This window comes from Companilactobacillus pabuli (assembly GCF_014058425.1).
Classification (GTDB): Bacteria; Bacillota; Bacilli; order Lactobacillales; family Lactobacillaceae; genus Companilactobacillus; species Companilactobacillus pabuli.
This window is the reverse complement of record NZ_CP049366.1, coordinates 53,601-74,437: the sequence shown is the minus strand read 5'-3', so window position 1 is coordinate 74,437 and position 20,837 is coordinate 53,601. Positions and strand designations below refer to the sequence as shown.

At 36.3% G+C, this 20,837-nt stretch carries 19 protein-coding genes; 6 read left to right on the top strand and 13 right to left on the bottom strand.

Annotated elements, in window-relative coordinates; translation table 11 throughout:
- Window positions 1-12: 12 nt before the first annotated feature.
- Together G6534_RS00375 and G6534_RS00370 are read right to left on the bottom strand one after the other, a co-directional pair.
- The gene (locus tag G6534_RS00375) at window positions 13-483 is read right to left on the bottom strand and encodes a universal stress protein (protein ID WP_059074597.1); all 471 of its coding nucleotides are present in this window, start codon (window positions 481-483) and stop codon (window positions 13-15) included.
- Window positions 484-562: 79 nt separating this feature from the next.
- The gene (locus G6534_RS00370; RefSeq protein WP_182082981.1) at window positions 563-1,675 is read right to left on the bottom strand and encodes a glycerate kinase; all 1,113 of its coding nucleotides are present in this window, start codon (window positions 1,673-1,675) and stop codon (window positions 563-565) included.
- 63 nt (window positions 1,676-1,738) lie between these two features.
- Here G6534_RS00370 and G6534_RS00365 point away from each other — a divergent pair, with 63 nt between their 5' ends.
- A complete protein-coding gene (locus tag G6534_RS00365) occupies window positions 1,739-2,542 on the top strand; it encodes a tyrosine-protein phosphatase (protein WP_059074594.1) in 804 nt (267 codons plus the stop codon).
- Between the two features lie 244 nt (window positions 2,543-2,786).
- On the opposite strand, the gene G6534_RS00360 is transcribed toward G6534_RS00365, so the two are convergent.
- From G6534_RS00360 to G6534_RS00350, 3 genes are read right to left on the bottom strand one after another with little or no spacing between them, the layout of a single operon-like run.
- Window positions 2,787-3,542 (bottom strand): ABC transporter ATP-binding protein, encoded by a 756-nt coding sequence (locus G6534_RS00360; RefSeq protein ID WP_182082980.1) that lies wholly within the window; start codon window positions 3,540-3,542, stop codon window positions 2,787-2,789.
- Window positions 3,490-4,437 (bottom strand): ABC transporter permease, encoded by a 948-nt coding sequence (locus tag G6534_RS00355; RefSeq protein ID WP_059074593.1) that lies wholly within the window; start codon window positions 4,435-4,437, stop codon window positions 3,490-3,492. Before G6534_RS00355 ends, G6534_RS00360 begins: the two co-directional genes overlap by 53 nt.
- Window positions 4,438-4,448: 11 nt before the next feature.
- Entirely contained in the window at window positions 4,449-5,414 is a 966-nt protein-coding gene (locus G6534_RS00350; protein ID WP_059074592.1) for an ABC transporter substrate-binding protein, read from the bottom strand.
- A gap of 712 nt (window positions 5,415-6,126) precedes the next feature.
- On the opposite strand from G6534_RS00350, the gene G6534_RS00345 reads away from it, so the two are divergent.
- Together G6534_RS00345 and G6534_RS00340 are read left to right on the top strand one after the other, a co-directional pair.
- Complete coding sequence (locus G6534_RS00345; RefSeq protein ID WP_059074591.1) at window positions 6,127-7,332, top strand: MFS transporter; 1,206 nt, start codon at window positions 6,127-6,129, stop codon at window positions 7,330-7,332.
- 50 nt (window positions 7,333-7,382) lie between these two features.
- On the top strand, window positions 7,383-7,772 hold the full coding sequence (locus tag G6534_RS00340; RefSeq protein WP_182082979.1) for a winged helix-turn-helix transcriptional regulator: 390 nt from the start codon (window positions 7,383-7,385) through the stop codon (window positions 7,770-7,772).
- A gap of 89 nt (window positions 7,773-7,861) precedes the next feature.
- Here the strand turns inward: G6534_RS00340 and G6534_RS00335 are convergent, their stop codons facing one another.
- From G6534_RS00335 to G6534_RS00325, 3 genes are all read right to left on the bottom strand, one after another.
- On the bottom strand, window positions 7,862-8,047 hold the full coding sequence (locus tag G6534_RS00335) for a hypothetical protein (RefSeq protein WP_059074590.1): 186 nt from the start codon (window positions 8,045-8,047) through the stop codon (window positions 7,862-7,864).
- A 905-nt stretch (window positions 8,048-8,952) separates the two neighbouring features.
- A complete protein-coding gene (locus G6534_RS00330) occupies window positions 8,953-11,307 on the bottom strand; it encodes a phosphoketolase family protein (protein WP_059074589.1) in 2,355 nt (784 codons plus the stop codon).
- A 102-nt stretch (window positions 11,308-11,409) separates the two neighbouring features.
- On the bottom strand, window positions 11,410-12,138 hold the full coding sequence (locus G6534_RS00325; protein ID WP_010021090.1) for a GntR family transcriptional regulator: 729 nt from the start codon (window positions 12,136-12,138) through the stop codon (window positions 11,410-11,412).
- Between the two features lie 608 nt (window positions 12,139-12,746).
- Here G6534_RS00325 and G6534_RS00320 point away from each other — a divergent pair.
- On the top strand, window positions 12,747-13,337 hold the full coding sequence (locus G6534_RS00320; protein ID WP_182082978.1) for an NADPH-dependent FMN reductase: 591 nt from the start codon (window positions 12,747-12,749) through the stop codon (window positions 13,335-13,337).
- A 51-nt stretch (window positions 13,338-13,388) separates the two neighbouring features.
- Here the strand turns inward: G6534_RS00320 and G6534_RS00315 are convergent, their stop codons facing one another.
- Complete coding sequence (locus G6534_RS00315) at window positions 13,389-14,378, bottom strand: choloylglycine hydrolase family protein (RefSeq protein ID WP_182082977.1); 990 nt, start codon at window positions 14,376-14,378, stop codon at window positions 13,389-13,391.
- 166 nt (window positions 14,379-14,544) lie between these two features.
- Between G6534_RS00315 and G6534_RS00310 the strand changes: the two genes are divergently transcribed.
- The gene (locus tag G6534_RS00310; protein ID WP_059074585.1) at window positions 14,545-15,483 is read left to right on the top strand and encodes a Dyp-type peroxidase; all 939 of its coding nucleotides are present in this window, start codon (window positions 14,545-14,547) and stop codon (window positions 15,481-15,483) included.
- A gap of 69 nt (window positions 15,484-15,552) precedes the next feature.
- Here G6534_RS00310 and G6534_RS00305 read toward each other — a convergent pair whose 3' ends face one another.
- Complete coding sequence (locus tag G6534_RS00305; RefSeq protein WP_059074584.1) at window positions 15,553-15,735, bottom strand: hypothetical protein; 183 nt, start codon at window positions 15,733-15,735, stop codon at window positions 15,553-15,555.
- A gap of 398 nt (window positions 15,736-16,133) precedes the next feature.
- Between G6534_RS00305 and G6534_RS00300 the strand changes: the two genes are divergently transcribed.
- Complete coding sequence (locus G6534_RS00300) at window positions 16,134-17,252, top strand: SLC13 family permease (RefSeq protein ID WP_059074583.1); 1,119 nt, start codon at window positions 16,134-16,136, stop codon at window positions 17,250-17,252.
- 47 nt (window positions 17,253-17,299) lie between these two features.
- Here G6534_RS00300 and G6534_RS00295 read toward each other — a convergent pair whose 3' ends face one another.
- The 3 genes from G6534_RS00295 to sdaAA form a co-directional block, all read right to left on the bottom strand.
- Complete coding sequence (locus G6534_RS00295) at window positions 17,300-17,833, bottom strand: ClbS/DfsB family four-helix bundle protein (protein WP_057815391.1); 534 nt, start codon at window positions 17,831-17,833, stop codon at window positions 17,300-17,302.
- Window positions 17,834-18,532: 699 nt separating this feature from the next.
- Entirely contained in the window at window positions 18,533-19,951 is a 1,419-nt protein-coding gene (locus G6534_RS00290; protein WP_059074582.1) for a C69 family dipeptidase, read from the bottom strand.
- Between the two features lie 18 nt (window positions 19,952-19,969).
- Window positions 19,970-20,836 (bottom strand): L-serine ammonia-lyase, iron-sulfur-dependent, subunit alpha, encoded by an 867-nt coding sequence (gene sdaAA, locus G6534_RS00285; protein WP_059074581.1) that lies wholly within the window; start codon window positions 20,834-20,836, stop codon window positions 19,970-19,972.
- Window position 20,837 lies beyond the last annotated feature (1 nt).

Below are 20,837 nucleotides of genomic sequence, written 5' to 3'. Positions count from 1 at the left end.
TTATAAATCTAATTAAATCTTATCGTTGTTAGTATCAGTTCTAACGATGATAACATCAGTTCTAGCATTTCTTGTAACATATTCAGAAACTGAACCAACTAGTAATCTAGTTACGGCATTCATACCGGTTGAACCAATCATAATCAAATCATTTTCGTATTCTTCTACGAATTCTTGAGAAATAACTGTCTTTGGTTCTCCGAAACGAACGTGAATAGCAATGTCATCTTCGTTGAAACCATTCTTAACAGCGCCATCTTTTAATTCATTAAGATATTTTTGGGCATCTTCGGATAGTTGGTAAATCACATCTCCGTTAAGCATTCCACCATGTAATCCGATGAATTGTTTGGTGTCCAGAACAGTTAGCACGTCTAGATGTCCACCATTCATTTGTGCAACTTTTACGGCTTTCTTAAAAGCCATTTCAGCTTCTTTTGATCCATCTACCGGAACCAAAATCTTCTTATAATCTTGTTCCATAATTCAATCCTCCAATGCACTTAATAGATTCCTTTGTTTTTAGATTAATGCATTCAATTATATTATTCAATAAATTGTGTCATTTTAATGCCAAAAGTGTTCTTGTTAATTGATTTGCGACTGATTCATAATTTTCAAAAATAGTAATTTCATCGTCATACTCAGTCATTTGTGTCGAAAAGATACCCGTAAACATCTGCTCGTAATTTTGAAAGTTATCAACAAAATTATTACACAAAACAAAAGTAGGAATTTTTTCATCTCCAGCCGTTCGACTTAAATGATATAAAATATCATCATTCATCGAATCACCTGATATTTTATCAGTAGCTGTAATTAAAATATCCGCTGTCCGAATGATAGAGTCCATTCCTGTAACTTTACTGACCCATTCAAACGATGAACGCAAAATACGTGCATTAATCATTGCAAACGCCCCTGCCAATGTCTTGATTGAATCAGAATGCGGCATCGGGTGTATATCTAAATTATACTTCTGATTCATCTTTTCGCTAATATAAACTAAATTATCTTCTAGAAATCCTTCTTGAGCTTCATTGAGATATTCAACTTTATCGCATAATTTATAAGAACTAGAGTAATTTAACAAAACAGTAATTTTAGTTCGATTACCCAGTAGTTCAAAGACATCCTCTAAATCAATTCTCTGAGCGCTTATCAGTGGATTTTCACCCTCCGGGACCAATTCCCCAGCTTCATCATAAATCTTGGCTCCTAAAGCCTGAAGAACTCCTAAGCCACCATCAGCCACGGCAGTCTTACCCAAACAGATCACGATATTTCTTAAACCGCTCGTAACAGCATCGACCACCAATTCACCCATACCATAACTTGTGGCATGGAACAACTGATCTCGGCTTTTATTTTTTGCTAAATCTACGCCCACGACTTGTTCAGAATCGATAATCGCGGTATCTTGACTATCAATGTTAGTAACTAAATAACGGCCAGTCTTTTCCTCCCAAAAGGCATCAAAAAGAGACAGTTTGACCCACTTGCCACCAATAGTATGTTTAACCAACGCTGGCATTCCATATTTACTGTCAGTTACTGGCATAGTCACGATTTCAGCACTTGGTAAAGCGCGAGAAATACCACTATAGATGGCTTGGCCAATTTTTTTGGAACTAATATTATTATTGTATTTTCCGGGCGCAATAATGAACTTCATTATGAGGATAACTCTTCCTTTTTGTTATAATAGTACGTAGAAAAATATTGAGAGGTAATTAAGATGGCTAACGATAATGAACGTGTTTTAAACCTTGAAAAAGGCGTTAATTTCCGTGAACTTGGCGGCTACAAAACTAGCGATGGCAAAACTGTTAAATATCACAAAGTATTAAGATCTGCTGGTTTGGCCGATTTGACTGATAATGATTTGAAATTTCTCAAGGATTACGGTCTAAAGATTGATGTCGACTTTCGTTCTAAACAAGAAGTTGATAAAAAGCCTGACAAACGTCCCGATGGCGTTCGTTACGTTTGGGCTCCCGTATTTAAAGAAGATGAAACAAAATCTTCTGAAGTCCAAAGTGAAGGTTACATCCCTGAAATTGACGGCGATCCAACTGATGGTTATGCCCATATGATTGCTGTTTACCGTGATATTATCACAGGAGATTCAGCAAAAGCAGCTTATCGTAAATTCTTTAACCAATTATTACTAAATACTGGCAAAGATGAATCATTGATCTTCCATTGCAGTGCTGGTAAAGATAGAACTGGTATGGGGGCTGTTTTCTTCTTGCAAGCTTTAGGAGTACCCTTTGAAACTATCAAGTCAGATTATTTATTGACTAACAAAGCCAACAAAGAATACGTTACAGATTTACTTTCCATGTTAAAGGAAAAAGGCTACACCGATCCTGATGTACTTAGTTCAGTTCACGACTTAATGACCGTTCATACTAATTACTTAGCCACAGCCATGAGAACTATCGACAAGGAATACGGTAACATAGATAAGTATATCAAAAACGAACTAGGGGTAACTGAGTCAGAAATCAATAGTTTGAAGAAGATTTATCTCGAATAAATTTATTCTTCCAATTTTTGAAACATTGGCATCATACTTTCTTCACATTTACTCGTTATGATGTATTTGTAAGTTAAAGGAAATCAAAAAGCTTTAACTTATCCCCCCTATAAATAATCTTCATATATAAATTAATGATTCTCACTAAAACATAACAGAGAAAATCCATCCTTCCCCCCTGATAAATGGATTAGAATCAAAAAGCTAGTTACTGATCTCTACTTCAGTAACTAGCTTTTTTTGTTTAGGCAAAGGCCTCTAACAGCTGCTCTTTATTTAGATTTTGCTTTTCAACACCTTTGACATCTAATTTAATCTGACCATCTTGAACCATAATTAAACGATTGCCGTATTTTAAAGCATCCGACATCTTATGTGTGATCATCATCGTGGTTAAGTGTTTTCTCTGCACCATTTCATCGGTGATCTTCATAACTTCTTGACTAGTCTTAGGATCAAGCGCAGCAGTGTGTTCATCTAACAATAATAATTTGGGCTGGCTTAAAGTTGCCATCAATAATGACAAGGCTTGTCTTTGACCACCAGAAAGGTATTTTACTTGAGTATTCAAGAAATTTTCCAAACCCATATTCAAAGTCTGCAAAAGTTCTTGATATTTTTTAACGTCGTCCTTTTTTTGGTACCAGTGTAAATTGACTGTATTTGTGTGACTTTGGGCCAAGACTAAATTTTGCAAAACGGTTAAATCTCCAGCAGTTCCCATTTTGGGATCTTGAAAGACACGCGACATCCAACGAGACCTATAGGCAACGGATTTTTTGGAAACATTGTGATTGGCCAAGTCAATTTCACCACTATCAGCTGACAAAGTTCCGGCAATCGTATTTAACAACGTTGATTTACCGGCTCCATTATTGCCAATCACGGCAATGAAGTCGCCCTCGTCTACTTGTAAATTAATATTTTTTAGTACGTGGCGCTCATTTTCAGTCCCGGGAAAGAAGACTTTTTGTAGGTGCTGCACTTGTAGTACTTTCATCGTCTTTGGCCTCCATTTGTTGTAAGTATTTTTTCAATTGACGTTTCGTTTGAATCTTATTTTGAATGATTGGTACACAGATGACGATAACCAAAATAATAGCTGACAAAATCTTCAAATCATCGGCTGGGAAACCTAAACTCATCGCTACCGTCAGTAATAAGCGATATACAATTGCCCCAACGACCATTGCTATCAATCTAGTTAAAATATTGTGACCTCGTAAAAAAATCTCTCCAACTAAGACTGAAGCTAAGCCGATAACAATCGTACCAATTCCCATCCCAATATCAGCGTAACCATTACTTTGAGCAATTAAGGCTCCTGATAAGGCAATCAAACCGTTAGAGATCATGTAGCCAAAAATAATCATTCCATCTGTATTTATCCCATTAGCACTCGACATTTCTTTGTTGTTACCAGTTGCCATCAACGACAAACCTAATCTAGTTTTGAACATCAAATATAATAAAACTACGACTAGACCAGTAACAATCAAACCTAAAACTATCGTTTGAATATCCAAATCCCAACTTGGTAAATATTCTGTCAAAACTTTCTCATTCAACAAAGGAACATTTGATTTTCCCATAATGTGCATGTTGATTGAATACAAACCTGTCATTGTCAAAATTCCTGCTAATAGTGAAGGAATATGTAACTTAGTATCTAATAGCCCTGTTATCAGTCCTGCCAAACAACCCGCTAAAAATCCTACTAACGATGCCGTGATAGCTGATTGACCTTTTAACATCAAACTGACCGCAACTGCAGCCCCAAAAGGAAAACTGCCTTCAGTCGTTAAATCAGGAATATCTAGAATTCTAAACGTAATGAAAACACCGATTGCTAAAGGTGCCCACAGTAATCCTTGTCCAAGACTTGAAATAATCATAAGTTTACCTCCTAAGGTTGTTTAATTTGATCAGGGTTTAAGCCAATTTCTTTAGCGTAAGTTTTGTTAACGTAAAGTCTCAAAGTATGTGAAGTTTCGACTGGCATATCTTGCGGCTTCTTTTTGTCGATCAAAATCTTGTAAGCCATTTTGGCTGTTTGTTTGCCAAGATCTTCGTAATTGATTCCATAAGTTGCTGTTCCACCATCTTCAGCCATTTCAATTGATCCTGTTACGACTGGAAGTTTTGCTTCACGAGCTTTTTTACCGATAGTTTTCATTGAACTAGCCATTAGATTATCAGTTGGTAAATAAATTCCGGAAACCTTGTCAGCCATTCCAGAAACGGCACTGGCAACATCGTTGGTACTAGTTACACTGACGATATTTAATTTCAAACTGTGATTCTTAGCGTATTTTTTAACCATCTTGACCTGAAGCACGGAATTTTCTTCTGATGAGTTGTACAAAACTCCGATTGGCTTATTATTCTTAGTCAAAGTCGTCAACAATTTCACTTGTTTATCAACTGGTCCAAGATCCTTAGTTCCTGTGACATTAGTATCAGGTTTCTTATCCGATTTAACCAATCCGGCACTTTGCAAATTAGTGACTGCTGTTACTACGATTGGTGTTGATTTAGTCTTCTTAGCCAATGCTTGAGCTGATGGTGTAGCGATTCCTAAAATCAAATCATTTTTCTTTTGTGTTAATTGTTGTGCCATCGAGTTCAAATTGGATTGATCTCCTTGAGCATTTTGATAGTTATAATTTACTTTAATTGATTTATCGTGTTTTTTAATTTCTTGATTAAGTTCTTGTTTGAAACCTTTTCTAGCAGCATCTAGTGAACCGTGCGGCACAATCTGCAAAATACCGACATTCAATTCCTTACTTGATGATGAATTATTTGAACATCCCACTAAAACTAAAGCCACCATGGCAATTGTTAATAAACTGATAATTGATTTTTTCATTATTTAATCCTCCCGAAGTATAAAAAAAACCAGCTAGATTCGGATTAGAATCTAACTGGTTTCAATACACGGGCCCGAAATATTTTCTCCAGATAGATTCAACCCTGTATCTATCTGGCTTCTTAAACATGCTTAAAAGCTTTAGCCATTCGATAGATACGAACACGTACGCGCCCGTATCCAACGAAAGGATACAAACGCTATCTAAAGAAAAAGCTAAAGGCAAATTGATTATTTAAATGTGAGTGTTGATTATTAGTTTTCATAATAAAATTCCTCTTTTCAATTTACAATGAATAGTAAAGCATTTAAAAATTAGAATGTCAATAAGTTTATTAAAATGTTTTAATCAGCATTCAATTGCCGTCGTCCGTTCGGCACTGGAAAACGCTGGAGAATGTCGACACAACTTGAAACCAATTCCAAAATCAGGAATTGTCTCCAAGTTTGGTCTTGTCCTAAGCGATAAATCGCTAAGGACAATTTGGCGGCTGAGCATTTTCCAGTACCTCGCTCCCGACTAGATAGTGATTTCTATCTTTATACAAACTACTTCAGAAATTAATAGAAGATATTATTGGAATCGCAAGCACTATTACTCCATTAGGTACTTTTTAGTACCTACAGCACTTTATAGTGCGTAATTGTTTATTTATCTCAACCCTCTATACTGTTACACATACTCAAATTTTAACTATAGGGGTCAGAAATTATGAACAAGAAAGTATCATCTACATGGATTCTTTTGTCACTAGCTATCAGTGCTTTTGCCATTGGATCAACAGAATTTATCAGTGTGGGAATCATGCCTTTACTTACGAAAACTTTTGGCATTTCTCTTGCACAAGGAGGTCTGACTGTTTCCATTTACGCTACAGGAATTATGTTCGGCGCTCCAATTTTAGCTTTACTAACTAATCGTTGGGATCGTAAGAAATTACTGATTGGTATCATGATTAGTTTTATCATTGGTAATACTTTGGCAGCAATCGCACCTAGTTTTGCCATTCTTTTGGTCGGACGTGTTATTGCTGCTTTGTCACATGGGATTTTTATGACGATTGCATCTTTGATTGCAGCCGACGTGGTAGCGCCGAATAAACGTGCTTCAGCGATTGCCGTTATGTTTACTGGATTAACAGTCGCTACTATTACCGGTGTTCCGATTGGGACATTTATTGGAAATACCCTCGGTTGGAGATTATCGTTTTTCTTCTTGGTAGCTTTGGGATTAGTTGGTTTAATCACCAATATTATCCTTGTGCCGAACGAATTACCATTGCCTAAACCTACTAGTGTCAAAGGTATTTGGAAAATTTTAAAGCAACCACAATTACTCTTGATTCTACTAATTACAGCTTTAGGTTATGGAGCAACTTTCCCAGTTTACACTTATCTCACAACCATTTTGAACAAAAATATGAACTGGTCACAAAATGCCATTGTCGTCATCTTGATTTTTTATGGAGTAGCTGTGGCGATTGGTAATACTTTAGGTGGTAAATGGGCCAACAAACGTCCTTTACCTGCCTTACTCAAAATGTTTGTCGGCTTAGGCGTTGCTTTAGTCGTAATGAGATTCTTTATTAATCTTCACTTCTTAGGACTTTTAGCAGTAATGTTGTTAGGACTATTTGCTTTCATGAATGTGCCTGGATTACAACTTTATATCGTCCAATTAGCTGAAAAATACACACCTAATGAGGTTCCTTTGGCTTCAGCCTTAAATATCTCAGCTTTTAACGTCGGAATTACCTTAGGCTCAACGATTGGTGGACAAGCTGTTGCCCACAGTCAATTAGTTAATACTCCTTGGTTAGGTGTGGCTATGCTTGTTGTCGATGTTTTATTGATTGGCATATTGATCAAGATGGAAAATAACGTCAAGGTTGAAGATTTAGACTTAGAAAATTGCTAAGAAACATTGACGGTGGTAAGATAACATTTACTTAACGGAGGATGTTTTTCATGAAACAAGCTGTTTACAATATTGGTGTTGAAAATACTATGAGAATTATCGGTGGCAAGTGGAAACCTATCATCCTCTGTCACTTAAAACATGGTAAAATGCGGACTGGTCAATTGCGCCGTGCCATTCCTAATATCACGCAAAAAATGTTGACGCAACAATTACGAGAACTCGAAGACGACGGCATCGTTGCTCGTAAAGTTTTCAGTCAAGTTCCACCTAAGGTTGAATATTCTTTAACGGACTATGGTCACTCACTCAACAAGATTCTAGAAGAACTTTGTGTTTGGGGTGAGGAGGATATTGACCGTCGTAAAGCTAATGGTGAAAACATCGTTCTTTTAAATCGCGAAGACGTTGAATATGACAAATTACCTTATGCAGACTAAGAAAGTCTGAACTTATTATGAGTTCAGGCTTTTTTTATACAAAAAAACAGACCTCAAATTGAGATCTGTGGCAATTTTTTATAGATTGATTAATCCATAAATTTGAATGTATGTGTTTTTGAAATTCTATCTTCTGAGTAGACAGCCAATGCAACTGCTGCTAGAGCAACTGCTGGAATGGTGTATCGACTTTGCAAAACGAATAGCATCATCAATAAGATTGCGACCACCGCCATTAGTGCTACTTTCATGAATTTTACGTTTCTTGTTGTCATAACATCCACCCCTTAGTGTCTTTTTCTTTTTTCCATAGATGACAATACCATGCTAAAAAAGGTTTTACAACCCTTTTACACCGGCGTTTAGGCGACTATTTACAACTGTCATTTCTTTTCTAATAAACCGAGAGATACTCTTAAAACAAATTAAAGATTTCCTACTACTGGCAGTATGCCTTTAAAAATCGTTCAAATTATTTTGAAATCTTTTCTTAGAATTCTTAAAACTAAACTTAGACAATTATTTTTAAACTTATTTATGCCACGAATGCTGATATGGCGGTCTTTGCGGACAGTTGTTTATTGATTGTGAACAGTATTATTTAATTCATATTTCTAATTTTTCTAATGTATTTTGACTAAGAATGCCGTCGTCCGCAAAAATCCTGTGGCTGGCTGGAACATAGCCGACGCGATTTTGAGCTTTTGCATAAACCAAGTGCGCAAAATCTCAAAACTCGGTCTTATTCTAAGCAACAAGTTGCTAAGAATAATTTGGCTATTGAGCCGCCACAGGATTTTCGCTCCCGACTATAGTCCATTTTCTATTTGAATAGAATTAGACACATACTTTTTGAATAACAGTTCTATTACTTTTCATCAATAAAAAAGAAGATATTACTAAGAACGCAGCAATGTACTGCAATTCTAATAATATCTTCTATTAATTTTCTGAAGTTACTTATATAAAGATAGAAATTACTATCTAGTCGGGAGCGAGGCTCTGAAAAACGCTCAGCCGCCAAATTGTCCTTAGCGATTTATCGCTTAGGACAAGACCAATCTTGGAAACAATCCCCGGTTTTGGGATTGGTTTCAAGTTGTGTCGACATTCTCCAGCGTTTTTCAGGGCCGAACGGACGACGGCATCTTAACACTCCACACTATAAGTAATTATCTATCTAAACATCCCAAGTCCAATCATTAACTTCTGGCAAATCATCACCATACTCACGAATGTACTTGTTGTGTTTATCAACCTTAGCTTCCATTTCGTCAGCAAAGTCACTAGCAGCGTCACCTTGAACAGCAACAGCAGCAACCTCTGCCAAGTGGAAACGATCCATTTGATTAACTACACGCATATCGAATGGAGTTGTAATATCACCATTTTCACGGTAGCCATGAACGTATAGATTGTGATTGTCACGGTCAAAGAAGATTTCCTTAATGATATCTTCAAAACCATGGAATGCGAACAATACTGGTTTATCAACAGTAAAGATTTCGTTGAATTGTTCATCAGTCAAGCCACGAGGATCAACCTTTGGTGATCTCAACTTCAACAAGTCAACAACGTTAACGAATCTAATCTTGAGTTCTGGTTTAGCCTTTCTCAAAATACTGATAGCAGCTAATGATTCAAGGTTTGGTTCAGTACCAGCAGCAGCGATAACGATATCTGGGTCGCCGTTGTCATTTGATGCCCAATCGATTACCTTAAGACCCTTATCAGCTAATTCTTGACCTTCTTCAATTGAATAGAATTGAAGTCTAGGTTGTTTTGAAGTTACCAATAAGTTGATTTTTTCTTGATCATCCAAAATCTTAGGCATAACAGCAAGCAATGAGTTTGTGTCAGCTGGGAAATATTCACGGATGTATTCAGGTTTCTTTTCAGCTAAGTGAGTAATGATACCTGGATCTTGGTGAGTATAACCGTTGTGATCTTGTTGGAAAGCAGTTGATGTAGCAATAACGTTAAGTGATGGATACTTATTTCTCCAACTCAATTCGTTAGCTTTTCTCAACCACTTGAAGTGTTGTGTCAACATTGAATCAACAACTCTCAAGAAAGCTTCGTAACTTGGGAAAATACTGTGACGTCCAGTCAAAGTATAACCTTCGTTAAATCCTTCAGCTTGGTGTTCTGAAAGTTGTGAATCGATGATACGACCAACTGGAGCTTCAAATTGATCATTTGGTTCTTTAACTGGTTCCATCCATTGACGAGGTGAAGCATCAAATGCGCCATAAAGACGGTTTGACATCGTTTCATCAGGTCCAAAGATTCTAAAGTTCTTTTCATTGTTCTTAATGACATCACCGAGGTATTTACCTAGCTCAATCATATCTTGAGCAATTTTAGTACCTGGTTTATCAAATTTCAAAGCGTAATTCTTATAATCTGGAAGTTTCAATGGCTTAGGATCAACCCCACCATTTACAATAGGATTCATAGCCATTCTTGCTTGTCCCTTAGGGATAATAGCAGCAATATCACTATCCAATTTACCATTTTCATCAAATAGTTCATCTGGTTTATAAGACTCTAGCCATTCAACTAATTTATCAGCGTGTTGCATATCATTTTGATCAACAGGAATTGGAATTTGGTGAGCTCTAAATGAGCCTTCAATTGGTTCACCATCCCAAGTCTTAGGACCAGTCCAGCCCTTAGGAGCACGGAAGATAATTACTGGCCACTTAGGCATTTTAGCTTCTGATGCTGGATGCTTTCTAGCTTCGGTTTGAATGGATTTGATTTTTTCAATAGCTTCATCCATAACTTTAGCCATTTCAGGATGCATCTTTTGAGGGTCTGTGCCTTCAACGAACATTGGATCCCAACCCATACCTTCAAAGTACTTAGTCAAATCTTCATCACTCTTACGTGACAAAATTGTAGGGTTAGAGATCTTAAAGCCGTTTAGATTTAAAATTGGTAAAACAGCACCGTCATTAACGGGATTAATGAAAGTATTTGAGAACCATGAAGCAGCCAAAGGACCAGTTTCAGATTCACCATCACCGATAACTACAGCAGCAATTTCGTCAGGGTTATCGAGAATAGCACCGACACCGTGTGATAGAGAATAACCTAATTCTCCACCTTCATGCATTGAACCTGGTGTTTCTGGAGCAGCATGAGAAGCCACACCACCAGGGAATGAAAATTGTTTAAAGAGTTTTTGCATACCCTTAGTATCTTGGGTAATTTCTGGATAGATTTCTGTATAACTACCATCAAGGTAAGAATTAGAAACCATTACTTGCCCACCATGACCGGGGCCTTCAATGTAGAACATCTTCAAACCATATTTGTTAATGACACGATTCAAATGAGCGTAAATAAAGTTTTGTCCAGCGATTGTTCCCCAGTGTCCGATTGGATGAACCTTGACATCACTAGCTTTTAATTCACGTCTTAATAATGGATTATCTTTTAAATATAATTGACCAACAGAAACGTAGTTTGCTGCTCGCCAGTATTTATCGATTAAATTTAAGTATTCTTTTGATGAGTAATCTGTCATTCCAGCACACACTCCTTATGTATTTACAATTGTAATGATAGCGAGAACTACAATAAAAGTCAACCATTTCGGAAATTGGTGCGTTCCAATATTTGTAAACTCTTACTTATTGGCTAAATCAACGAAAGAATCGTATTTGAAATATTTATAATGTAGTTTCATTGTTGAGAATTCAAAAGGAGTTCCATCGTCTAAGAAGAAGATTCCTTCCATCAAGCCAACGGGTTCATTATCAGCTAAATTCAACAACTCTTTACCCTCAGCATCTGAAGGTTCGGCCGAAATATTCAAATAAGTCTTGTTAACTTCTTTGCCTAATTCAGATTCTACATAATTAAAGATAGATTCAGAAGCAATTTGCTCTGACAATTCCGGTGCCAATTTGATAGGAATGTATCCCGTTTCAATCATGAATGGCACATCGTCCAATGAACGCAAACGCTTGAAGGCATATACGAATTCACTAGGTTTTAAAAACAAATTATCCTGTAGATCTTTATCCGGATGAACCACATCAAATTGCAATACTTTTACGCCCGGCTTTTGACCATTGGCATTGAAACTATCAGTGATACCTAGATTTTTACCACTATAGTTAAACGATGAACCTTGCTTCAGATACAAAGGATTAACAAAAGTCCCGGATCCACGTTTCTTAAAGATAATTCCTTGATCAGCCATCAATCCTAAAGCACGTTTGATTGAACTTCGACTAACTTTGTAACTTTCAGCTAAAGATCTTTCGTCAGGTAAACGCATATCTGAAAATTCGCCTGCATCAATTGCCTTTTTTAAAGATGTAATAATTTTTTGATAAACTAAATCAGCCATAACTTTTCCTCATTTCATAAATTGGGTCGCACCAATTATAAACATGGTGATTATTTTTCTTTCTAAGTATATCTTATAACGTATTGAACTTACATACCAAAAAAATATTGGTTCTTGATTTATTTGAGTCAGTTTAATTTGCCGTCTTCCGTTCTGCTTTGTGGATGCTGGAACGTACTGGGGCACAACTTGAAGCTAATTCCAGAACCGGGAATCATCTTCAAGATTGGCCTTTCACTAAGCAATAAATTGCTAAGTGAAATTTCAGTACTGAGCATCCACAAAGCTGCCACTCCCGACTAGATAGCATTCTTTATTTTTATATTCCAAGTAATTGGGAAACAGAAAATAAAACCACTATCCAGTCCGGAATAGCAAAGTAAATTGGCTCAAATGTGAAATTATTCTTAGCAATTTATTGCTTAGAATAAGGCCGAGCTTGAAGACTTTGCCCGGTTCTGGTCTTAGCAAAGGCTCCAAGTCGTGCCCACATTGTTCCAGCCAAATTTGCTTTGCTATGGAGGACGACAGTCTACTACTAACTTAAAGTAATCACTTGCATTATCATCATCTCAAGATATAACCTTTGTGTATGTGAGGTATATATTATGGGAATAAAAATTGGAATCATTTTAGGAACAACGCGCCACAATTCGCTTGGCGATAAGATTTTTAAATATTTACAAAATACAGTGCAGAGTAATGCTGATGTTGAATACAATTGGATAAAACTTAGTGACTACCCTTTGCCACTTTACGATCACGAAGAAACTCCTTTGGAAAATCACATTCATGATTTAAATAGTGTCGAAAACAGTTGGCTGGAACAATTGAGTCAACAAGATGGATATTTGATTTTGACACCGGAATACGACCGCGCCATTACTGGAGCTTTGAAAAATGCCTTCGATTTAGTGGGACCAGAAGTTAATCGCAAACCTGTTTTGACAATTGCTTATTCACACTTCAGCGACGGTGGTATCTTGGCCGCTCAGTCAATCGTGCCAATACTTCAAATGCTGAAAATGATTGTTTTGCCAACGCCAGTCTTATTGTGGAATGCTGATGACAATTTCACTGAAGATGGAACTTTATTAGACGTTAAAAACAGCGACCACTTTGCTAAACGATTGAATGAGGCTGTAAATGAAATTAATTTCTACACTTCAGTTTTGAAGAATAATCCTTTTACAGAATAAAAAAACATCTATAAACGCAATCCACAACGGATTTTGCTTATAGATGTTTTTTTAGTTCAATGCTTCAAATTCTTGATCAAGAGCTACTTCGAACTCTTTTGGTTCTTTTTGATTCTTAATCAAATCGTCAGTCATCTTAGTAGCATAAACTTTACGATTGCCATAAGGAACGAAATACATAATCTTATTAGTCAAATCCAAAACTGTTTGGTATTGAGTATAACTGGATTCACCATTGTTCTTGATGTTAACGCCACGAGGAATTGTTACACTATCAAGCATATGCAAAATCGTATTAACAGCTTGCTTATTATCTTTAGGTGTTTCAGAAGCATTGCGAATAAAAGCAGTTCTTACAAAACGGTCAACGGCAGTATAACCACCAGGTAGTCTGAAAGTACCATTTTGACCTAAAGGAATAACCTCTTCATCACCGAATTTTTTAGCACCAAAGTTAGTTGTTTGAGCGCCTAAATAATTAGCCAAATTAGTCTTGTGCCAATTGTAATCAGGAGTGTTAGTCATTACACCAACTTTATCCTCTTGAAGTACTAAACCGTTACCCTCTGGTTCAAGAATGTAAGTTGCGCCAGTTGCATCACTGAAAATGAAGTGCAATGGTTGATTTTGACCCATTACTCCGGCATTTGATTCAATCAAGTGAACTTGTTTGATATTTTCTTTCAAATCTTCGATTGATTTATTGTTACCTAAAGCCCAAAGGATAAATTCCTCAGCAACTAAATTAATTGCTCCGTCAGTTGGTTCTGTATCATATTTGGCAGCATTAGCAAAATACAATTCTGCAGCTGATAAACCGTATTCGTTAAAACCATCAGCTACCATGTAATTATTACCGTATTTAGCACCAGTTCCCATAATGGCGTAGTCGGTTGTATAAGTTTTCTTATCATAAGAAGAAATCCATTTATATTCTTGAGGTAAAAATGTTGGTCTGCCATTCAATTCAAAAGCAAAATCCATTGTTCTAGCTAAAAATTTTGAGCCATCTAAAGCCCCTAAGCTAAGACTTGTACACATATATCTGTACTTCCTTTCGGGAATTATCAAAATTCATTATTAAATTAATTATTCTCTTAATTAAAGACATTATCAAGAATTTTATTTTGCGGTTTTTAAATACAACTCTTTTAGCAAGGATATGATAAAGTATGTGTGTATAAACAAATATTCCGGAGGTAGGTTCATGACAGTCGATATTAAAAAAGCTCAAGATGTGTATAAAGATGCCGGTGAAAGTGTTATTTTTACAACCTTGATGCTTAATCACAAAGATTTGAAAGCCGAAAAGGATGCCATTGCAGAATTTTCTGATATGTCCAATTCAATTATTAATAGTATGAGAATTCGTGACCCAGAAGCTCAAGCTCACATTGCTTGGGGATTTGGATCAGATGCTTGGGACTATCTTTTCCCAAACGCTCCAAAGCCAAAAGAATTAGAGAATTTTAAAGAAATCAAAGGTCCTAAATACACTGCTGTTTCAACACCTGGTGATATTTTTATCCACGTTCGTTCTAAAAAAATGGCAGTTTGCTACGAATTAATGGATCAATTTATGGGTATTTTACGTCCTATCACTTCAGTAGAAGACGAAACTCATGGTTTTAGATACATCGAAGGCCGGGCAATTATCGGTTTTATTGATGGAACAGAAAACCCTGCTGGTGTTGAATCAATGGATTACACCTTAATCGATGATGATCCTGAATTTAACAACGGTTCATATGCTTTTGCCCAAAAATATATTCACAATATGGAAGCTTGGAAGAGTCTCAAAACTGAAGACCAAGAAAAAGCTATCGGACGTCACAAATTCTCTGATCGTGAATTAGCTGATGATGAAAAATTACCTAATGCTCATAATGTAGCTTCTAAGGATGAAGAAGGCGGAGTCGAACATAAAATTGTCAGAATGAATGTGCCTTTCTCTGATCCTGCCAAAGACATCACCGGAACTTATTTCATTGGTTATTCAAAAGACTTTGCGGTAACTAATCGGATGTTAACGAATATGTTTACTAAGAGTGATCGTTTGCTTGATTTCAGTACCCCAATCACTGGTAATTTATTCTTCATCCCTTCAAAGACAACTCTAGAAAAGATTGCTGACGGAGAATACTAATAAATAATTAGATAAAAAAATGGGAGAAGTTGGTCATATAGACTAACCTCTCCCATTTTTGCGGTTTTATTATTTGGTTTTAGAACTAAATCGCCATAAGTTCCTTACAAATAGTAATGCTAAAAAAAGCATCAATAATCCTGAAAAAGCTAAGGAAATTCTTCCAAAGAAGAATCCAGGATCAACGGTCATCTCAATCACACTAACGATCATTGAGACAAGGACCAAAAGAGATGTACGTTTCAAAATCATAGAAATCCCCCCTATTTGATAGGTCGATTATAACAATTTCCATTTTATTTGGCATTAATTATTTTGGAAAGATAACGAAAATTGCAGCAAAGAAAATTGCCACACCAATCGCCAAGGTAAGGTAATATACCGGTTCTTTTTTGCTTTGAAAGATATTGTCATTATGGCAATTCCAATGATAAACATTAAAATCGATAAAATTATTTGCATTTATTCCTCTCCCTCATATTAATATTTAATATAGTTAGGTTATAATACATAATGCTTTTTATATAAAAATATTTTCAAAAATCTAACAATCTGAAACTAATTTGGTATTTTTTATATAATTATCTTTTTTAACAGTACTTTTATCTTTATACTAGATAAGGTACTTCTTTTTTGTAGGGGAAACGTAAATGGCCGTATTAAAACGTGTATTTTCAGATAGAGTGTTGTGGATAGCCGGGGCAGCAGCTATTTTAACATCTATCTTCATCAGTCCACCACAAATGATGGACATCAATTGGAAGACACTTGCATCACTACTATCTATGATGATTATAATCCAAATCTATGATTATTTGGATTTTCTAAAATATTACGCGGCGTATATGACACACAAAGCCAAAACGACGCGACAGATGATATTTATGTTAGCTTCTCTAGCATTTTTCGGAGCTATGTTCTTAACAAACGATGTTACAATTTTAACTTTGGTTCCTTTATTTTACCAGTTATCTAAGCATATAAAAGTTAATCCAATTTTTCCAGTCATTATTATTGCGATGGCTGCCAATTTGGGAAGTATGTTTACACCATTTGGTAATACTCACAATTTATTCTTGTTGACACATTTTAATTTGGGTATCAAACAATTCTTTATTATGTCGGCTCCAATAACAATTATTACTTTTATAGCAATTTTTCTAACAACTCGTTTTTTTCCAAAAGATCCAATTGAGTTAACAGAATTGCCTGCTGTTGAATTAAACATTCCAAGTTTATCTTTAACAGTTGCAGTAACAATAGTAATATTTTTGGGAATCTTTTCCGTTATCCCAATGTGGGGATCATTGATTGCGGCTTTACTATTAGTAATTTTCATCAATCCGCATATTCTAGCATCCGTTGATTATTCAATTGTATTAATTTTCATGTGTTTCTTTATTGCCGTTGGTAATATTAACCGTGAGCCAGCAATTGTTAACAATCTACATCAATTTTTGCAAACAAGAACTAGTACATACTTAACATCGATTATAACTAGTCAATTTATTAGTAATGTTCCAACTACTATTTTGGTTTCTAAATTCTCCAAATATGTTCATGCTATTTTCTTAGGTACGAATATTGGTGGTTTAGGAACTGTCGTTGGTTCACTAGCTAACTTATTGGCCTTTAAACAATATAGGTTTTTCTTCAAGAAAAATCCTGGTAAATATCTCATGTACTTCACGATCATTAATTTCGCTATGTTGTTGATTATTGGTACAATCGGTTACTTCCTAATCGATTTTGGTTTACCAGCTAAATAAAAATAACCTTTTGACTGTTTTTTTACGACAATCAAAAGGTTATTTTTTTATGAGTTAACAGGATTCTTTTTTCTTAAATTAAAGTTCTTCCATTTTCTCACTTGTCTACTGTAATTGTTGAATGGTGAAACGGCGTTGATTCTAATCCACTTTGCAACTGGCCACATTGCTTTAGTAGTAGCCCATTTACGTTCTCCTGGTTTGAAAAGTTCGTCATGAGACATGTTCTCGATCCATGAAACTAATTCATCGACCACGCTACTCAATTCCTCTTCCTCATTTTCCAAACCGTTTGAACCGTATTTGATATTAAAATCATGGTATAACTGACGCATTTGATCCCACTTATATCCAGGAGTTGGTGTCGTGATATTTTCACCACTGGCTTCAGCCTTCTCCCAAGATAAAATCATGTTGATCCAGCCAAGTTGATAAGAGAGCATTTCACGTGGAGTTTTATCCACTTGCTCAATTCTTTCATCGGCCACATCGTCACTTATACCCTCGTATTCATCAATGAACTTGTGATAACTCTCTCTAATCTGGTCTATCAATTCTTGTGAATTTTTATATACCTGCATGCCTTCGCTACCTTTCATTGATTTTTGATTCCCAATCAGGGAACTCCCAATTTCTATTATAGACTGAATTTTGTCACTTTGGGTAAAAAAAGCTCATGATATAGTAGATTTTTAGTGAGAAAGCGTTTTATTTGTGTTATATTAATAAGTTATGCAAAAAATTTCTATAAGAAATATGCCGTCGTCCGCAAAAATCCTGTGGCTGGCTGGAACATAGCCGACGCGATTTTGAGCTTTTGCATAAATCAAGTGCGCAAAATCTCAAAACTCGGTCTTATTCTAAGCAACAAGTTGCTAAGAATAATTTGGCTATTGAGCCGCCACAGGATTTTTGCTACCGACTAGAGTCCAATTTCTATTTAGATAGAGTTGGACACATACTTTCTGAATAACATTTCTATTACTTTTCATCAATAAAAAAGAAGATATTACTAAGAATGCAGCAATATACTGCAATTCTAATAATATCTTCTATTAATTTTCTGAAGCAACTTGTATAAAGATAGAAACCACTATCTAGTCGGGAGAGAGGTCCTGAAAAATGCTCAGCCGCCAAATTGTCCTTAGCGATTCATCGCTTAGGACAAGACCAATCTTGGAAACAATCCCCGATTTTGGGATTGGTTTCAAGTTGTGTCGACATTCTCCAGCGTTTTTCAGGACCGAACGGACGACGACAGCTTAACACCAATTAAAATATTAAAGATTTGGATCCATCTTAAAAGTCAACTTACTCAATTCAGTTCCTTTAGTAATCAAATCAGCAATATGTTCCTTTGTAGTTTCATTAAAGTGCTCAGCTATCAAGTGATTTTGTTCCGTTAAGAAATTAGTCAACTCTTCGCCTGATTTAGAAGCAGCGGTTGCTTCAACTTCGGAGATTTTTCTTCTAGCCCATTGTGCTAATTTCTTTTGATAGTCCAGATTAGGCTCTACAAACTCTGTATAATGACTTTCTACTATCATGGCCAATGTTTCATACATCCAGTAAGCGCTCTTCATATCTAATTTCTCGGGCACGTAGCTGTAAGTTTCATCAATATCATTAGCATTAGTGAAGAATGGTACGTATGGACTGAAACTTGGAATTCCCAAAGCTTTCCATTCGATACCGCCGACATTAGTTTTTGATGTTTTTGGCAATTGTAGAATATGAGAATTTGCTGTTCTAGATAAAGAAATGGCACGATACTTTTTACTATTTTTGCCCGTACTCATTGGATCGAATTCAGTTTCATCATAATGCGATGCCAAAACTGCTTGAATATCTTCAACCGAAATCTTCTTTTCTGGTTTTCTCAAAAATGGCAAATTTGAAGATTCTGGATCTTGTTCAATCGATGGATTGAGCATTTTTTGCCCGTACCAAACTCGCGGCGTGTTGTAATGACGATCTTGTTTCGTATCAGTTCCAAAGATATGTCTAAAATTAAAGCCTTCAAAATCAGGATTCAAATTATTATCAGCTACGAACTCTTGAATTCCTTTAGACCACATGAAATTATCAGGATCATTAAAGTCGATTTCTTCAATTCCAATTTGATTAGCGGCTACGGCATAACTATCGTCAGGGATCCTAATCGCTACCCAATGATGACCGGTTGCTAATTCAACATACCAAATTTCATTTTGATCAAAGAATTGCACGCCGTTACCTTCAGCTGAGCCATATTTTTCAATTAAATTACCTAAATACTCGACTCCTTGGCGAGCGGAATCAATGTATGGCAAAACTAGTGTCGTCATTGAATCTTCAGCCACTCCCTCAGGAATCAAAGGATCATAAGCTAAAACCAATTCATTAGCAAAAACACTCTCGGTGGCACTCATCCCAACGTTTTTCTCGTTGATACCATCTTCTTCATACCAGCCTTCATCTTGATTAGCATCAGGTGAACTCGTATAACGATAAGCTTTTTCAGGCAATTCAACAGTCAATTTATTGTATGGAGAAACGTAAGTCTCATGGCGATTTTCAACTGCTGGTTGAACGAAAAATCTCTTAGGCCAATTAGCAACGTAATTATCTTCATTTCTAGCTATAAAATTAGAGCCGTCTTGAGCTGCTTTTTTACCGACCATAATTGAGGTACAGGCCGCATGTTTATGTTGTTTCATTTTTAATCCACCCTTCAATTAATCACCAAATATTTCCTTTTTCAACTTCAAGGCAGTTGGTGTAGTAGCTAAGCCACCTTCAGCTGTCTCCTTGAAGATAGATGGCATTTGTTGACCAACTTTGTGCATCGCTTCAACGACCTCGTCAACTGGAATAACACTCTTAATGCCGGCTAGAGCCATATCTGCAGAAATCATCGCTTGTGAAGAACCGAGGGCATTTCTTTTAACACAAGGGACTTCAACTAGCCCAGCTACAGGATCACAGACTAATCCCATCATATTTTGCAAAGTAATTGAAATTGCTTCGGCTGCTTGTTGAGCACTACCACCTTTAGCACAAACTAAGGCTGCTGAAGCCATCGCTGCGGCTGATCCAACTTCTGCCTGGCAACCACCTTCAGCTCCAGCAATCGATGAATTATTAGCAATTACTAAACCAAAAGCTCCGGCAGTAAACAAGAAGTCGACTTGTTGATCTCTAGTCATTTTCAATCTGTCTCTAACAGCAACTAAAACTCCGGCTAAAACTCCGGCACTTCCGGCTGTTGGTGTGGCACAGATCAGACCCATTTTGGCATTGACCTCATTGACAGCAACCGCATTTCTGACTGCTTCCAAAATCGGTTCGCCACTTAAAAAGTCGCCTTTTTCGATATACTCGTTCATCAATTTAGCATCCCCACCAGTCAAACCAGTAACGGATTTAACTCCAGCGACGCCTTCTTGAATCGATTGTTCCATAACTTCCAAATTACGTTCCATTTGTGAACGGATGAATTCCTTGCTTCGGTTAGTATTCTCCATTTCGGTTTGAACCATCAAGTCAGCAACGGAATCGTATTTAGCACTTTTTTCAACTAGTTCTTTAATTGTATAAAACATC

Coding starts and splice junctions, on each gene's coding strand:
- sdaAA (WP_059074581.1), bottom strand. CDS start 20,836: ATGTTTTATACAATTAAAGAACTAGTTGAAAAAAGTGCTAAATACGAT.
- G6534_RS00370 (WP_182082981.1), bottom strand. CDS start 1,675: ATGAAGTTCATTATTGCGCCCGGAAAATACAATAATAATATTAGTTCC.
- G6534_RS00320 (WP_182082978.1), top strand. CDS start 12,747: ATGGGAATAAAAATTGGAATCATTTTAGGAACAACGCGCCACAATTCG.
- G6534_RS00350 (WP_059074592.1), bottom strand. CDS start 5,414: ATGAAAAAATCAATTATCAGTTTATTAACAATTGCCATGGTGGCTTTA.
- G6534_RS00325 (WP_010021090.1), bottom strand. CDS start 12,138: ATGGCTGATTTAGTTTATCAAAAAATTATTACATCTTTAAAAAAGGCA.
- G6534_RS00300 (WP_059074583.1), top strand. CDS start 16,134: ATGGCCGTATTAAAACGTGTATTTTCAGATAGAGTGTTGTGGATAGCC.
- G6534_RS00330 (WP_059074589.1), bottom strand. CDS start 11,307: ATGACAGATTACTCATCAAAAGAATACTTAAATTTAATCGATAAATAC.
- G6534_RS00375 (WP_059074597.1), bottom strand. CDS start 483: ATGGAACAAGATTATAAGAAGATTTTGGTTCCGGTAGATGGATCAAAA.
- G6534_RS00295 (WP_057815391.1), bottom strand. CDS start 17,833: ATGCAGGTATATAAAAATTCACAAGAATTGATAGACCAGATTAGAGAG.
- G6534_RS00335 (WP_059074590.1), bottom strand. CDS start 8,047: ATGACAACAAGAAACGTAAAATTCATGAAAGTAGCACTAATGGCGGTG.
- G6534_RS00290 (WP_059074582.1), bottom strand. CDS start 19,951: ATGAAACAACATAAACATGCGGCCTGTACCTCAATTATGGTCGGTAAA.
- G6534_RS00305 (WP_059074584.1), bottom strand. CDS start 15,735: ATGATTTTGAAACGTACATCTCTTTTGGTCCTTGTCTCAATGATCGTT.
- G6534_RS00340 (WP_182082979.1), top strand. CDS start 7,383: ATGAAACAAGCTGTTTACAATATTGGTGTTGAAAATACTATGAGAATT.
- G6534_RS00315 (WP_182082977.1), bottom strand. CDS start 14,378: ATGTGTACAAGTCTTAGCTTAGGGGCTTTAGATGGCTCAAAATTTTTA.
- G6534_RS00345 (WP_059074591.1), top strand. CDS start 6,127: ATGAACAAGAAAGTATCATCTACATGGATTCTTTTGTCACTAGCTATC.
- G6534_RS00310 (WP_059074585.1), top strand. CDS start 14,545: ATGACAGTCGATATTAAAAAAGCTCAAGATGTGTATAAAGATGCCGGT.
- G6534_RS00360 (WP_182082980.1), bottom strand. CDS start 3,542: ATGAAAGTACTACAAGTGCAGCACCTACAAAAAGTCTTCTTTCCCGGG.
- G6534_RS00355 (WP_059074593.1), bottom strand. CDS start 4,437: ATGATTATTTCAAGTCTTGGACAAGGATTACTGTGGGCACCTTTAGCA.
- G6534_RS00365 (WP_059074594.1), top strand. CDS start 1,739: ATGGCTAACGATAATGAACGTGTTTTAAACCTTGAAAAAGGCGTTAAT.